Annotated in this window: 13 protein-coding genes; 7 read left to right on the forward strand and 6 right to left on the reverse strand. The window is 72.1% G+C overall.

Annotated features, from left to right (window positions below; all coding sequences use genetic code 11):
* Positions 1 to 46 precede the first annotated feature (46 nt).
* Positions 47 to 826 (forward strand): cyclase family protein, encoded by a 780-nt coding sequence (locus MTP10_RS24040; protein ID WP_310711860.1) that lies wholly within the window; start codon positions 47 to 49, stop codon positions 824 to 826.
* A 12-nt stretch (positions 827 to 838) separates the two neighbouring features.
* Positions 839 to 2,056: a class I SAM-dependent methyltransferase gene (locus MTP10_RS24045; RefSeq protein ID WP_310711861.1), complete on the forward strand. Its 1,218-nt coding sequence runs from the start codon at positions 839 to 841 to the stop codon at positions 2,054 to 2,056.
* Between the two features lie 96 nt (positions 2,057 to 2,152).
* Here MTP10_RS24045 and MTP10_RS24050 read toward each other — a convergent pair whose 3' ends face one another.
* Genes MTP10_RS24050 through MTP10_RS24060 form a run of 3 tightly spaced genes read right to left on the reverse strand, consistent with a single transcriptional unit; the run spans position 2,153 to position 5,709 of the window.
* Positions 2,153 to 3,676 carry an FAD-binding oxidoreductase gene (locus tag MTP10_RS24050; RefSeq protein WP_310711862.1) on the reverse strand — a complete coding sequence of 508 codons (1,524 nt, stop codon included), beginning with the start codon at positions 3,674 to 3,676 and terminating at the stop codon, positions 2,153 to 2,155.
* Positions 3,677 to 3,709: 33 nt separating this feature from the next.
* Complete coding sequence (gene rfbB / locus MTP10_RS24055) at positions 3,710 to 4,645, reverse strand: dTDP-glucose 4,6-dehydratase (protein ID WP_310711863.1); 936 nt, start codon at positions 4,643 to 4,645, stop codon at positions 3,710 to 3,712.
* The gene (locus MTP10_RS24060; RefSeq protein ID WP_310711864.1) at positions 4,642 to 5,709 is read right to left on the reverse strand and encodes a glucose-1-phosphate thymidylyltransferase; all 1,068 of its coding nucleotides are present in this window, start codon (positions 5,707 to 5,709) and stop codon (positions 4,642 to 4,644) included. Before MTP10_RS24060 ends, rfbB begins: the two co-directional genes overlap by 4 nt.
* 152 nt (positions 5,710 to 5,861) lie before the next feature.
* Here MTP10_RS24060 and MTP10_RS24065 point away from each other — a divergent pair, with 152 nt between their 5' ends.
* On the forward strand, positions 5,862 to 6,908 hold the full coding sequence (locus MTP10_RS24065) for a YafY family protein (protein WP_310711865.1): 1,047 nt from the start codon (positions 5,862 to 5,864) through the stop codon (positions 6,906 to 6,908).
* Between the two features lie 16 nt (positions 6,909 to 6,924).
* On the opposite strand, the gene rdmE is transcribed toward MTP10_RS24065, so the two are convergent.
* On the reverse strand, positions 6,925 to 8,616 hold the full coding sequence (gene rdmE, locus MTP10_RS24070) for an aklavinone 12-hydroxylase RdmE (protein WP_310711866.1): 1,692 nt from the start codon (positions 8,614 to 8,616) through the stop codon (positions 6,925 to 6,927).
* Between the two features lie 222 nt (positions 8,617 to 8,838).
* Here rdmE and MTP10_RS24075 point away from each other — a divergent pair, with 222 nt between their 5' ends.
* The 4 genes from MTP10_RS24075 (at position 8,839) to MTP10_RS24090 (ending at position 12,967) form a co-directional block, all read left to right on the forward strand.
* Entirely contained in the window at positions 8,839 to 9,780 is a 942-nt protein-coding gene (locus MTP10_RS24075; RefSeq protein ID WP_310711867.1) for an ATP-binding cassette domain-containing protein, read from the forward strand.
* On the forward strand, positions 9,777 to 10,610 hold the full coding sequence (locus tag MTP10_RS24080) for an ABC transporter permease (protein ID WP_310711868.1): 834 nt from the start codon (positions 9,777 to 9,779) through the stop codon (positions 10,608 to 10,610). Before MTP10_RS24075 ends, MTP10_RS24080 begins: the two co-directional genes overlap by 4 nt.
* Positions 10,611 to 10,844: 234 nt before the next feature.
* Positions 10,845 to 12,311: an acyl-CoA carboxylase subunit beta gene (locus MTP10_RS24085; RefSeq protein WP_310711869.1), complete on the forward strand. Its 1,467-nt coding sequence runs from the start codon at positions 10,845 to 10,847 to the stop codon at positions 12,309 to 12,311.
* Entirely contained in the window at positions 12,308 to 12,967 is a 660-nt protein-coding gene (locus tag MTP10_RS24090; protein WP_310711870.1) for a response regulator transcription factor, read from the forward strand. The genes MTP10_RS24085 and MTP10_RS24090 overlap by 4 nt, the downstream gene beginning before the upstream one ends.
* A 70-nt stretch (positions 12,968 to 13,037) precedes the next feature.
* On the opposite strand, the gene MTP10_RS24095 is transcribed toward MTP10_RS24090, so the two are convergent.
* Together MTP10_RS24095 and MTP10_RS24100 are read right to left on the reverse strand one after the other, a co-directional pair.
* On the reverse strand, positions 13,038 to 13,538 hold the full coding sequence (locus MTP10_RS24095) for a flavin reductase family protein (protein WP_310711871.1): 501 nt from the start codon (positions 13,536 to 13,538) through the stop codon (positions 13,038 to 13,040).
* Positions 13,535 to 14,827 (reverse strand): activator-dependent family glycosyltransferase, encoded by a 1,293-nt coding sequence (locus MTP10_RS24100; RefSeq protein WP_310711872.1) that lies wholly within the window; start codon positions 14,825 to 14,827, stop codon positions 13,535 to 13,537. Before MTP10_RS24100 ends, MTP10_RS24095 begins: the two co-directional genes overlap by 4 nt.
* Between the last annotated feature and the right edge of the window lie 55 nt (positions 14,828 to 14,882).

Here is a 14,882-nt window from a genome sequence, read left to right on the forward strand (position 1 = left end):
GGACGGGCCGCTGATGAGCGGCGGGACAGGCGGCAGGGAGGCATCGGTGCGGTTGGTCGACATCAGCAGCGCGGTGGACGCGGCGGCGTGGGAACCGGATCCGGTCGAGCACGAGATCCTCACCCCCGCGGAGGGGGCCGCGCACATGGCCGAGGAGATGAAGGAGCACTTCGGCGTGCACTTCGACCCGGCCGAGCTGCCCGACGGGGAGTTCCTGTCGCTCGACCGGATCAAGCTCACCTCGCACACGGGCACGCACGTGGACGCCCCCTCCCACTACGGGTCGCGCGCGGCCTACGGCGACGGCAGGCCGCGCGACGTCCACGAGCTGCCGCTGGAGTGGTTCTACGGCCCGGGGCTGCTGCTCGACCTGACCGGCTGCGAGACGTCGGTGGCCGGCGTGGCCGAGCTGGAGAAGGCCATGGAGCGGGCGGGGCGGCGGCCGGCGCCGGGCGACATCGTGCTGCTGAACACCGGCGCGTCGGCGTGGGCGGGCACCCCCCGCTACTTCACCGAGTTCACCGGGCTGGACGGTCCCGGCGTCCATCTCCTGCTGGACCACGGGGTGCGGGTCATCGGGACCGACGCGTTCAGCCTGGACGCGCCATTCGGGGACGTGATCGCCCGCTACCGGGCCGGCGGCGACCGCTCCGTGCTGTGGCCGGCGCACGTCATCGGCCGCAGCCGGGAGTACTGCCAGATCGAACGGCTGGCCAACCTGGACGCGCTGGAGCGGCCGTACGGCTTCCAGGTCGCGTGCTTCCCCATCAAGATCACCGGCGCCGGGGCGGGCTGGGCCCGCGCGGTCGCCATCTTCGCCGAGTAGAAAGAGCCCGATGTGACCAGATGCCGTATCTGTGGTGGCCAGGTCAGGAAGTTCTTCGACTTCGGCAGGCAGCCGCTGTCCGACGACTTCCGCGCCGAGGAGGATGTCGCCGGCGCGTACTACTTCCAGCTCGCCGTGGGAGCGTGCGCGTCGTGCTCCATGGTGCAGCTCCTGGAGGAGGTGCCCCGGGAGCGGATGTTCAACTACGACTACCCGTACCACTCCTCGGGCTCGCAGCGCATGCGCGAGCACTTCGCCCAGACCGCGCGCGACCTGCTCGCCGCCGAGCTGACCGGTCCCGACCCGTTCTGCGTGGAGATCGGGTCGAACGACGGCGTCATGCTCGGCGTGGTCAAGGACGCGGGGGTGCGCCACCTCGGGGTCGAGCCGTCCGGCGGCGTCGCCGAGCTGGCCAGGAAGGACGGCGTGCGGGTGCGGACCGACTTCTTCGAGGAGTCGACCGCGGCGCAGATCGCCGCCGAGGAGGGCCGCGCGGACGTCATCTACGCGGCCAACACGATCTGCCACATCCCCTACCTCGACTCGGTCTTCCGCGGCGTCGACGTCCTGCTCGCGCCGGACGGGGTGTTCGTGTTCGAGGACCCGTACCTTGGCGACATCGTCGAGCGCCACACCTTCGACCAGATCTACGACGAGCACTTCTACCTGTTCACCGCGACGTCGGTGCGGGACGTGGCGCGGCGGTTCGGCTTCGAGCTGGTCGGCGTGAAGCGGCTGCCGGTGCACGGCGGGGAGGTGCGCTACACCATCGCCCGCGCCGGGGCCAGGCCGCCCGCGCCCGAGGTGGAGGCGCTGATCTCCGAGGAGGCCCGGCGCGGGCTGCACGACCTCGACACGCTGAAGGGGCTCGGCGCCGGCATCGACCGGATCTGCGAGGACCTCGTCGCGCTGCTGCGCGACCTGCGTGACCGCGGGGCCCGCGTGGCCGGCTACGGGGCGACGGCCAAGAGCGCCACGGTGCTCAACTACGCGGGCATCGGCGCGGACCTGCTGCCCTGCGTCTACGACACGACGCCCGCCAAGATCGGCCGGCTGATGCCGGGCTCGCACATCCCGATCCGGTCCGCGGCGGAGTTCGGCCGGCCGTACCCGGACTACGCGGTGCTGTTCGCCTGGAACCACACCGAGGAGATCGTGGCCAGGGAGGCGGAGTTCACCGCGCAGGGCGGCCGGTGGATCGTGTACGTGCCGAGCGTGCGCATCCTCTGACCTCAGGGCCTTCTCACTCAGGGCCTTCTCGGGGCCGGGACGCCGGGCGGCAGCGGGCCGCCCGGCGTCCTGCCGTCCGCTACGCGCTGCCGTCCGCTACGCGCCGGGCGGGCGCACCGACAGCGCGTGCCGGAACACCTCGCGCGGGTCCCAGCGGCCCTTGACCTCCTGCAGCCGCGCGTAGTTGCCGCGGAAGTACAGGCGGTGCCACGGGACCCCGCTGCGGTTCAGCTCAGGGTCGGTGAAGTCGGCGTCGGCGTAGTTGACGAACGCGCCGCCGTACCCGCGGCCCGGGTCGGGCACGCCGCCGGCGTCGGCGAACAGCTCGTGGTAGGTCTCGCGGATCCAGCCCAGGTGGACGTCGTCCTCGCGCTCGTCCCACCAGAACACCGACCCGTACGCCTTGAGCACGGCGTCGCGATGGGCCATGGCCGTCTCCCCCTCCCCCACCGCGTTGATCGCGCCGCCGTGGGAGAGCAGGTAGAACGCCGCGGCCGGGTGGTGGTAGCCGGACCGGTCGGTGAGCCGGCGGTACAGCCGCGCGACGGCGTCCTCGTCCCAGCAGGCGCGCAGGAACGCCGCCTTGGACTTGAACCGGCCCTTCACCCCGGCGAACTCGTCGGGCACGAGAGTGGCCGCCAGGAAGGGCCGCGTGTCGGCCGCCACCTCGGGCGTCGTCCCGGCGGCCCGGCAGACCTCGGCGATGAGGGCGTCGGCCTGCTCGGCGGCGTCCGGGCGGCCGGCGTCCACGGCCGTCTCCAGGGTGATCTCGCCCCCGCCGGCCCGGGGCAGGGTGAGGCTGTTGTCGAGCTGGGCGCCCGGGTCGCCGGGGGCGCTGTTGCGCTCGTGCCACCGGCCGAACGCGCGGACCAGCGCAACGAAGCGGGTCTCGTCGAGGTCGTCCCACGACCAGCGGACGGTCTTCTTCGTGACGGCGGCCGGCGCCGGCGGGAGCACCCTGCGCCCCTCGGCCTCCTCGGAGCGGAACAGGTAGCGGGTGACGATCCCGAAGGCGCCGGCGCCGCCGCCGGTGTGCGCCCACCACAGGTCCCGGTTCGGGTCGCCAGGCTCCCTGGTCGCGGTCACGAGCCGGGCCCGGCCGGAGCCGTCCGCGACCACGACCTGCACGCCGTAGAGGTGGTCCACGGACAGGCCGTACCGGCGGGACAGCGCGCCGCCGCCGCCGCCGGGCACGTGGCCGCCCAAGCCGATCTCCGGGCAGCGGCCGGCCGGGACGGTGAGGCCCCAGCCGAGGAAGAGCGTCCGGTACAGGGCGCCCAGGCTCGCGCCCGGCTCGACGGCGAAGGCCCGCGTCTCCGGGTCGAAGCCGACGGCCTTCATCTCCGACAGGTCGATCACCACGTCCACCTCGGCGTGGTCGACGAGCGACTCGAAGCAGTGCCCTCCGCTGCGTACGGCCAGCCGCCGGCCCGTGTCCACGGCGTCCTGGACCAGCCGGACCACCTGGCCGGCCGTGGCGGGCAGGCCGATCGCGGCCGGAGCGGCGGGGAAGCGGGCGTTGACCCCCCGGCCCACCAGGTCCGGGTAGCGCGGGTCGGCCTTGTCGACGGTCACGGGCTCCGGCCACGGGCCGGGGGCGGTGCGGGTGTTGTCGTCCACGGAACTCCTCATCGGTGTGGGGGGAAGGGGAGATCAGGACCACCAGCCGGGGTGGGCGGCGTACCAGCGGACGGTCTCCGCCAGCCCCGTCTCGAAGTCGATCTTCGGGGCGAAGCCCAGCGACCTGAGCCTGGTGTCGTCGAGGGAGTAGCGCCGGTCGTGACCCTTGCGGTCCGCCACGAACTCGACCCTGTCCCAGCCGGCGCCGCAGGCGGCCAGCAGCCGCCCGGTCAGCTCCCGGTTGGTCAGCTCGGCCGTCCCGGCGACGTGGTACACCTCGCCGGGCTCGCCGGCCTCGGCCACCAGCCGGACGGCCGCGCAGTGGTCGTCCACGTGGATCCAGTCGCGGACGTTGCCGCCGTCGCCGTACAGGGGGACCTTGCCCCCGCTCAGCAGCCGGGTGACGAACAGCGGGACGACCTTCTCGGGGTACTGGCGGGGGCCGTAGTTGTTGCCGCACCGGGTGACGCAGACGGGCAGGCCGTGGGTGACGGCGTAGGCGCGGGCCATCAGGTCGCCGCCCGCCTTCGAGGCCGCGTACGGCGAGCGGGGCGCGAGCGGGGCGCCCTCGTCCCAGGAGCCGGTCTCGATCGAGCCGTACACCTCGTCGGTGGAGACGTGCACCACCCGGGGCGTGCGCGCGTCCAGGCACGCCTGGAGGAGCCTCTGCGCGCCCAGCACGTTGGTGCGCGCGAACTCCCCCGCGTCCGCGATCGAGCGGTCCACGTGCGACTCGGCGGCGAAGTTGACGACCAGGTCGTGGCCGGGCACGACCGCGGCCAGCAGCGCGGCGTCGCAGATGTCGCCGCGCACGAACGTGTGCGGCACGCCCGCCAGGTTGGCGGGGTTGCCCGCGTAGGTCAGCTTGTCGAGGACCGTCACCTCGGCGCCGTCACCGGCCGCCGTCCGGGCGAACGCCGAGCCGATGAACCCGGCGCCGCCGGCGACCAGGACCCGGGAGAACGTCATGAGCTCATCCGGACTCTGCTGTGGTCGCCGAGCACGAGGCGGTGCGCCCGCGGGGCGCCGGACGCGGGCGTCACCTGCACGTCGTGGCCGATCAGGGACCCCTCGACCCTCGACACGCCGGTGATCGACGAGCGCGGCAGCACGATCGAGTACTCGATCTCGCTGTCCACGATCGCGCAGTCGTGGGAGATCGAGGTGAACGGTCCGACATAGCTGCCCGACACCAGCGAGCCCGCGCCGATGATGGCCGGGCCGAGGACCCGCGAGCGCTCCACCACGGCCCCGTCCTCGATGACGACGCGGCCGATCAGCTCGCTGTCCCCGTCCACCCGCCCGTCCGTGCGGGCCTCCAGCGACTCCAGCACCAGCCGGTTGACCTCCAGCATGTCGGTGACGTTGCCGGTGTCCTTCCAGTAGCCGGAGACGACCAGCGACTCGACCCGCCGCCCGTCGTCGATGAGCCGCTGGATCGCGTCGCTGATCTCCAGCTCGCCGCGCGCCGACGGCTTGAGGTCGGCCACGACCTCGTGGATGTCGGGGGTGAACAGGTAGACGCCGACCAGCGCCAGGTCGCTCTTCGGCTCGCGCGGCTTCTCCTCCAGGCCGATCACCCGGCCCGAGCCGTCGAGCTCGGCGACGCCGAACTGCCGGGGGTCGCCGACCCTGGTGAGCATGATCTGCGCCGACGGCCGGTTACGGGTGAACCGGCCGACGATGTCGCCGATGCCGCCGAGGAGGAAGTTGTCCCCCAGGTACATGACGAAGTCGTCGTCGCCCAGGTAGTCGCGGGCGATGAGCACCGCGTGGGCCAGCCCGAGCGGCGCGTGCTGGTGGAGGTAGGTCACCTCGACGCCGAAGCGCGAGCCGTCGCCGACGGCCGCCTCGATCTCGGCGTGGGTCTCCCCCACGATGATGCCGATCTCGGTGACGCCGGCGGCGGCGACGGCCTCCAGGCAGTAGAAGAGGACGGGTTTGTTGGCCACGGGGACGAGCTGTTTGGCGGAGGTGTGGGTGATCGGGCGCAGTCTGGTGCCGGACCCCCCGGCCAGCACGAGCCCCTTCACGGAATGCGTCCTTTCTCCACGTGGTCGTCCAGGAAAGGCATTAAGGGTCGCCATTCGTGCCGATGGAAAAGGTCCATATCTCTCCTCGGACTCCTTGACATGATTTGACAATGCGGCCATAAGGTGGCCGCGTCGCATGACACGATGCGGGCATGGCCAACACGCCGTTGCGCATGCTCCGCCTGCTGTCGTTGCTGCAGAACTGCCGGAACTGGTCGGGTCCCGAGCTGTCCGAGCGGCTGGAGATAAGCCCGCGCACCCTGCGCAGGGACATCGACCGGCTCCGCGAGCTCGGCTACCCGGTGCACGCCACGCCAGGGGCGCACGGCGGTTACCGGCTGGAGGCGGGCACCGCCCTGCCGCCGCTGCTGCTCGACGGGGAGGAGGCGGTCGCGATCGCGATCAGCCTGCGCACGGCGGCCGGCGGCACGGTCGCCGACATCGAGGAGACCTCCGTGCGCGCGCTGGCCAAGCTGGAGCAGGTGCTGCCCGGCCACCTGCGCAGGCGGGTGAACGCCCTGCAGACCTACACGGTCCCCGTCGTCGCGACGGGCCCGACCGTCGACCCCGAGTTCCTCACCGTGCTCGCCCAGGCGTGCCGCGACCGCGAGCGGCTCCGCTTCGGCTACAGCACGCGCGAGGGCGCCGAGAGCAACCGGCACGTCGAGCCGTACCGGCTGGTGTACGTCACCAGGAAGTGGTACCTGATGTGCTGGGACCTCAAGCGGGAGGACTGGCGCACGTTCCGCGTGGACCGGCTGTCCTCGCCGTACGCGACGGGCGAGCGCTTCAAGCCGCGCGAGCTGCCCTCGGAGGACGTCGCCGCCTACGTCACCGAGGCCATCACCTCGTCGCTGGCCCGCCACCGCGCGCTGGTCACCCTGCACGCCCCGGTCTCGGTGATCGCCGAGCGCATCCGGCCGAGCGACGGCGTCCTGACGGTCGTGGACGACCGGACCTGCATGCTGCGCACCGCGGCCGACTCGCTGCAGTGGCTGGCCCTGACCATCGGCATGTTCGACGTCGAGTTCGAGGTGCACGAGCCGCCCGAGCTGAGGGAGTACGTCCGGGAGCTGTCCGGCAGGCTCGGCCGGGCGGTGACGCCGTCCTCGCCGGCCCAGCCGGTCCCGCCGGCGCAGCCCGTCCCGTCGGTCCAGCCGGTTCCGCCGGTCCAGCCGGTTCCGCCGGTTCCCTGGTGACGGCGCGGTGACCGGCTCAGGCATGGGCGCTCCTCGCCGGCACCCTGGCCAGCACCTGGTCCAGGACGGCGCGGAAGGCGGCGTCGTGGCCCGCCGGCCCGCCCGGCGTCACTCCCGCCCGCCCGGCTTCCGCGGGCTCGCCTTCCGCGGGCCGGCCTTCCGCGGGCTCGCCTTCCGCCCGCCAGGCGACCACGCCGTCGGGGCGGACCAGGCTGGCGCCGGCCGGGCCGAGCCCGTAGGCGCTCATCAGCCGGCCCGTGGGATCACGCAGGTCGCGACCCAGCGTGTGGACGTCCAGGCGGACGCCGAGGTCGCGGGCGGCCCCGGCGGCGGCCGAGGCCCACGCGCCGCCCTCGGGCCCGGCGATCAGCACCCAGCCGTCCCCGTACAGCTCGATCGTGGACACGCGGGCTCCGTCGCGCTCCACCCAGACGTGCGGGGCGCGGAAGCCGGGGCGGCCCGTGGGACGCAACGGGTTCTCGACCGGCTCCGGGTCGTCGTCCTCGGCGACCACCGCGCCGGAGCGGTAGCGGAACCCCATGAGCACCTCGGCGGTCCCGCGCCCGCGCGGCAGGACGCCGGCCAGGTGCGGGGCCATGCGCTCGGCGTAGATGCCGAGCGACTCGTCCACCACCAGCCAGGCGACCTGCGCGCGTTCGAGGCCGTAGCTGTCCAGCAGGCCCTCCCCCGCCTCGCCGGCCACCACGGCGGCGAGCTTCCACGCCACGTCGAACCCGTCGCCTATGGCGGTGTTGCCGCCCATCCCGCCGGTCGGCGGGGTGACCTTGGCCGCGTCCCCCACGAGCAGGATCCGGCCGTCGCGCCAGCGGTCGGCGATGTAGGCGGCCATCTCCCACGTCTGCACGTCGAGCAGCCGCAGCCGCAGGTCCGGCGCGTTCACCGCCAGGCGGATGAGCTCCTCGCAGCGCCGCGGCGGGAAGTCCTCGGGGCGCTCGCCGCGCTCCGGGTCGTACCGGACGTAGAAGGTGTGCCGGTCCGGGCGGTCGGTCGGGCCGAACGTGCCGGTGAAGGCGGGGTTCTGCAGGTAGTACCAGCCGGTGGAGCCGGGGGGCAGCACCGCGGACAGGTCGGCCTCGAAGATGATGCCGACGAAGTGGGCCAGGGAGCCGTGGCCGTGCCGCGGGATGCCGAGCCGTTCCCGGACCTCGCTGCGCGGGCCGTCGGCCGCCACGAGGTAGCGGCCGCGGACCGTGGTCTCCGCGCCGCTCGCCACGGTGCGCAGGCGTACCGTGACGCCGTCGTCGTCCTGGGCGAAGTCCGTCAGCTCCGTGCCGAAGCGGATGTCGGCGCCGTGCTTCTCCGCCTGAGCCAGCATGATCGGCTCGACCCGGTCCTGGGAGGCCAGGGCCCACGGCATGGGCGTGCAGTCCTCGGTGGCGCCCACCAGCTCCTCGAAGCTCTCGGCGAAGGTGCGCAGCGTCCGGCCGCCCACGGTCTCGGCCACCTTGACGGTGAAGTCGCCCTGCCGGCCGCGGATGTCGGTGGCCGCCATGACCTCGCCGGCTATGCCGCCGACGCGCAGCAGCTCCATGGTGCGCGGGTTCTGGCCGGCCGCCTTGGGGTAGATCGAGGTGCCCTCGTGCCGCTCGGCCAGCAGCACGCGCACGCCGCGCCGGGCGAGGAACATCGCCGTGGACAGCCCGCCGAGCGCGCCACCGACGATCACCACGTCAACGTCCGGTTCCATCACTGGGGTCTCCTTGACTCGTGCGGAATTTCATGGTCCGAGGCGCGAATCAAGTAATCACTGAGAACGGCTGGACAATTTCCCGCTCCGCGGCCAATGCGGTCAGGAGATGACCGCGCTGCTGGTTATCGTCCTGGCCATGAGGAAAAACGGCGGGAACGACGGGAGCCCACGATGAGCTCTCCACCCACACTCGCGATAGAGACTTCCGATCTGCGGAAAATGTACGGGCAGACGAAGGCCGTCGACGGGATCGATCTGCGCGTGCCCCCCGGGATCGTCTACAGCGTCCTCGGGCCGAACGGCGCCGGGAAGTCGACGCTGATCCGTATGCTGGCCACGCTGCTGCGCCCCGACGGGGGCAAGGCCACGGTGTTCGGCCACGACGTGGTGCGCGAGTCCGACGCGGTGCGCCGCCGCATCAGCGTGACGGGGCAGTACGCCTCGGTGGACGACGCGCTGACCGGGATGGAGAACCTCGTCCTGATGGGCAGGCTCCAGGGCTACTCCTGGCCGAAGGCCAGGGAGCGGGCCACCGAGCTGCTGGACGCCTTCGGCCTGGTCCACGCGGCGGGGCGGCTGGTCAGCACGTACTCCGGCGGCATGCGGCGGCGGCTGGACATCGCGGCCAGCATCGTCGTCACCCCTGACCTGATCTTCCTGGACGAGCCCACCACCGGTCTCGACCCGCGCAGCCGCAACCAGGTGTGGGAGATCGTCCGGGCGCTGCTGGCCGGCGGCACCACGATCCTGCTCACCACCCAGTACCTCGACGAGGCCGACGAGCTGGCCGACCGCATCGCGGTCGTCGACCAGGGCAAGGTCATCGCCGAGGGCACCACCGACGAGCTCAAGGCCTCGGTCGGCCAGGTCGCCCTGCACGTCCGGCTGCGCGACCCCGGCCTACGGGGCAAGGCGGAGGAGTTGCTCGTGCGCGAGCTGGGCGTCCCCGTGCACATGGAGGGCGACCACGCCGAGCTGTCGGCCCGGGTGGAGGACAGCTCCCGGGTGGTCCAGGCGCTGAGCGCGCTGACCGGCGCCGCCGTCGAGCCGGCGGAGTTCTCCATGACCCGGCCGAGCCTCGACGAGGTCTTCCTGACGCTCACCGGCCACAAGGCCGACGACCAGTCCGCCGCCGCGGCCGATGAGGAGGATGCCGCATGACCTCGTCGATCGAACGCGTGGACGACCGGGTGATCTCGGCCGTGTCCACGCATGACCGGCCGCCGAAGGCGAGCGCGCTGGCCGCGACGACCACCCATCTGTGGCGCGGGCTGATGGCGTTCAAGCACTTCCCCGCCCAGCTCATCGACATCATCCTGCTGCCGGCGATCTTCCTGCTGCTGTTCACCTACCTGTTCGGCGGCGCCTTCGCCGGCTCCCCCGGCCGCTACCTGCAGTTCTTCCTGCCGGGCATCGCGGTGCAGAGCGTGATCCTCATGACGGTCTACACCGGCACCGCCATCAACACCGACATCAACAAGGGCGTCTTCGACCGTTTCCGCACGCTGCCGTTCTGGCAGCCCGCCGCCATCGCCGGCAACCTCGTCGGCGACGTGCTGCGCTACGTGATCGCGCTGACCATGACCATCGGGCTGGGCCTGGCGCTCGGCTTCCGGCCGGGCGGCGGCATCCTCGGCGTGCTCGCGGCCATGGCCGTGCTGATCGTGTTCGCCTTCAGCGTGAGCTGGATCTTCGCCGCGATCGGCGTGGTGGCGAGCGTCCCCGAGCGGGTCTCCGGCACCAGCATGATCGTGATCTATCCGCTGCTGTTCATGAGCAACATCTTCGTGCAGCCGGAGACCATGCCGTCGTGGATGCAGGTGCTGGTGCGGATCAACCCGATGAGCCACGCGGCGACCGCGTCCCGGACCCTCATGCACGGCACGGCCGGGTTCTGGGACGTGATGTGGGCGCTGATCACCTCGCTGATCATCACCGTCGTGTTCGCGCCGCTCGCCGTCCGCCTGTACCGGAACAAGAACGCGCACTGACCGGCGGTCGCCGCCCCTCATTCCAGCGCCTCATCGCAGATATTTTCGATGAGGCGCTGCACACGTTAAGTAAGCGATCACTTACATCGTAGCACTTGCGCGTTACCGGATGGGGTTGACAAAGGACACAGGGCATATTTAGCCTATCAGAGAAAGCTGAGGACGATTCAATGTTGAATCGTCTTCTTTCGTGTGTGGCAGGAAAGAAGGAACGACCGAGACAATGGAGTGACAATGACTGGACCTCCGCTTTCCTCGTCCTCCTTGGTGTCGCGGACCCGGCCCGCGGACGTCCGGCACCGCATCGACACGCTGACCGACCCCGACTCCTTCGTGGAGTTCGGCAGCCAGGCTCGGCACAGGGTCACGGCCTTCGGCATGCACGCCAGACGGCCCGCCGGCGACGGCGTCGTGACCGGGCACGCCACGATCGACGGCCGGCCGATCGGCGTGTTCGCCCAGGACCCCTCCGCGCTCGGCGGCTCGCTGGGCGAGATGCACGCCGCCAAGATCGAGGCGGTCCTCCGGCAGGCGGAGCGCGCCAGGATGCCGGTGGTCGGGCTGCTCGACTCGGGGGGCGCCCGCATCCAGGAGGGCCTGGCGGCCCTCGACGGCTATGGCGCCATCTTCCGCGCCAACGTGCAGCTCTCCGGCCGGGTCCCCCAGCTCAGCCTCATCCTCGGGGCGTGCGCCGGCGGCGCGGTCTACTCCCCGGCGCTCACCGATGTGATCATCATGCTGCGCGAGAACGCCCACATGTTCCTGACCGGCCCCCAGGTGGTCAAGGCCGTCACCTTCGAGGACGTCAGCCCGGCCGACCTCGGCGGCAGCGAGGTGCACACCCGCCGCTCCGGCGTGGCCCACCTGGTGGCCGCCGGCCCCGCGGAGGCCATGGACCTGGCCCGCCGCGTCCTGTCCTACCTGCCCGACTCGTGCTGGGACGAGGTACCGATGGGCGTCCCGGCGCCCGCGGGCCCGATGCCCCGGCTCCCGGACAGCCCCCGCACCCCCTATGACGTCCGGCAAGTGATAACGGGAATCGTGGACTCCGACAGTTTTCTCGAGCTCCAGCCGCGTTTCGCGCGCAACCTGGTCATCGGATTCGCGCGGATCGAGGGCCGCCCGGTCGGCGTGGTGGCGAACCAGCCGATGGCTCTCGCGGGGGTTCTGGACATCTCCGCCTCCGAGAAAGGGGCGCGTTTCGTCCGGCTCTGCGACGCGTTCGGATTGCCGTTGGTGACCCTGGTGGACACCCCGGGTTTTCTGCCCGGAACCAAACAGGAAACAAATGGGGTGATACGCAAGGGCGCGAAACTTCTTTACGCGTTCTCCGAGGCGACCGTGCCGCGGCTGACCGTGGTGCTGCGCAAGGCGTTCGGCGGCGCGTACATCGTCATGAATTCCAAGTCGTTGGGAGCGGACGCCGTGTTCTGCTGGCCGAGGGCGCAGATGGCAGTGATGGGCGCGGAAGGAGCGGTCGACATCGTCTACCGGCGTGAGTTGCGCGAGAATCCGGGGGTCCGCCCGGACCTCGTGGCGGGCTACGAGCGCGAGGTGATGGCCTCGCACCTGCCGGCCGAAAGGCTGTCCGTGGACGAGGTCATCGAGCCGGAGCAGACCAGATCCGTGCTGGCCGCGACCTTGCGGACGCTGGCCAGGGCGATCCGGCCCCGGTTCCGTCACGACAATCTCCCCCAGTGAAGGCGGCGTTCCCCGCTCGGGTCTCCTCCACCGAGCCGGGAAACGGGACGATCCGCGTCGTCATCGCCGAGGACATGGACATGGTGCGCGGCGCGCTGGTCGCCCTGCTCAATCAGGAGGCGGACATCCAGGTGGTGGGCGCCGTGTCCGACGGCAGGCAGATCCTGGCCACCGCGCGGAGCGGTGCGCCCCACGTCGCGGTCATCGACGCCGACCTGTGCTGGAAGGACCGGTTCGCGGCGGCCGTGGAGCTCAAGGAGACCCTGCCCGGCTGCGACACCCTGCTGCTCAGCAGCCTGGCCCGGCCGGCCACCGTGCGCCAGGCGCTCTCGGCGGGCGTGGGCGGCCTGATGCTGAAGACCTCGCCGCCCGAGCAGCTCGCCGACGCCGTCCGGCGGGTGGCGGCGGGCTACCGGGTCTTCGACGCGGATCTCGCGCTGGTCGCGTGGGGCTCCACCGCATGCCCGCTCACCGACCGCGAGCTGGAGGTGCTCCAGCTCGCCGCGGAGGGCGACGAGATCAAGGAGATCGCGAGCGCGCTCTTCCTGTCGCCGGGGACCGTGCGCAACTATCTGACGGTCGTGGTGAGCAAGCTGAAGGCCCGCAACCGCATCGACGCGATCCGCATCGCCCGCAAGTCCGGCTGGATCTGCTAGGACTCCCCGCCGCGGCCGGGGCGCGCCTCGCGGTGTCACGGCCCGGCGGGCGCCACGGCCCGGGCCGGGGTCACGGGACGAACCGCCCGAAGCGTCCCTGGTGGTAGAGCAGCGGGCAACCCTTCTCGTCGATCCACGTGCCGGTCACCAGGCCGACGACCAGGATGTGGTCGCCGATGTCGTCGGTCCGGTACGGGGTGCAGGTCAAATGGGCCGTGACGCCGTCCAGCAGGGGCGTGCCGAACTCGTCCGCGCTCCACCGGGTCGGCGGCGCGAACCGGTCGGCGCGGGCACGGGCGAAGCGGGCCGCGGTCTCCCCCTGGTCCCCGGCCAGGACGTTGACCGCGAAGCGACCGGCCTCGCGCAGCCACGGCCAGGTGGAGGAGGACCGGCCGATGTAGAACGACACGAGCGGCGGGCGCAGGCTGACCGAGGAGAAGGAGGTGGCCGTCACCCCGACCGGGACTCCCCCGACCGAGGCGGTGACCACCACCACCCCCGCCGCGTGCCCGGCCAGCGCGCGGCGGAACTCCTCCTCGCCGACCGCCCGATCGGGGTACGCCCGGCTCATCGGCGCGCGGCCACCGGGCCGGACAGGACGCCGCGGTGCGCCGCGGTCAGGTCCTCCAGCGTCGGCACGACCTCGTTGGGAGTGGGACAGTCGAGCATCTCCTCCCGGATCCGGGCCGCGCCGTCGCGGAACGACGCGTCGCCCAGCAGGTGGGCCAGGCCGTCCCGCACCGCTCCCGGCCGGCGGGCGGGGCCCGGAGGGAGGTACATGCCGGCGCCGAGCTTCTCCAGGCGCAGCGCGCGGAACACGTCGTCCCACTGCCAGGCGAGGGCGAGCTGCGGGACCCCGTACAGCGCCGCGCCGGCCCACGTGCCCGCGCCGCCGTGGTGCACGACCGCGTCGCACGTCGGCAGGACCACGTGCAGCGGAACGCTGTCCACCACGCGGACGTTGCCGGGCAGCGGCCGCATCCGCTCGCCGGCCTTGACGGTCGCGATCACCTCGACGTCCAGCTCGGCGACCGACTCCAGCAGCTCGGCGACCGCGTCCAGCCCGGAGAAGCCGGTCGTGCGCTCGGTCATGCCCTGGGTGACGCACACCCGCGGCCGGTACGGGTCGATCCTCGTCCACGGCGGCACCACCGCGGGCAGCGGCCCGTTGTAGGGGATGTAGCGCATCGGCACGAGCGGCTGGTCCAGCTCGAAGCGCACGCTCGGGGGCATCTGGTCGATGGTCCACTGCCCGGTGACCACCTCGGGGGCGAACTCGGCTCCGAAGCGGCCGAGCGTCCAGGTCAGCCAGTCGCGCACCGCGTCGTCCCTGCGGTCGGCGGGCAGCGGCGCGAGGAGCCGCTGGAAGCGCTGGTACACCTGGAGGAACAGGTCGGGCCCCCACAGCAGGCGGGCGTGCGCGGCGCCCGTGACGTGGGCGGCGACGGCCCCGGCGAACGTGAAGGGCTCCCAGATCACGAGGTCGGGCCGCCACCAGCGGGCGAAGGCCACCATCTCGTCGACCATCGAGTCGTTGTTGATCTGGGCGTAGAACATCGCCGTGAGCATGGTGGTGGAGCTCTCCAGGAAGTCCAGGTCGAGCAGCTCCGGCCGGCCCTCCAGGTAGTCGGGGTTCTGGTGCAGGGTGAACACGCCGGGAGCGGCGGCGGCCATCGCCCGCTCCACCTGATGGTCGTCGCCCACGGGCACGGCGGTGAGCCCGGCCCGGGCGATGCTCGGGGTCAGCGCGGGCTGGCTGGCCACCCGGACCTCGTGCCCCGCGGTGCGCAGCGCCCAGGCCAGCGGCACCATGCCGTTGAAGTGGGCGTCCATGGCGAAGGACGTGACCAGCACGCGCATCGTCGAATCTCCTTACGACACAGGTCTCCGGACGGCACAGGTCGTTCACCGGCGC

This window comes from Nonomuraea sp. 3-1Str, assembly GCF_031570565.1.
Taxonomy (GTDB): Bacteria; Actinomycetota; Actinomycetes; order Streptosporangiales; family Streptosporangiaceae; genus Nonomuraea.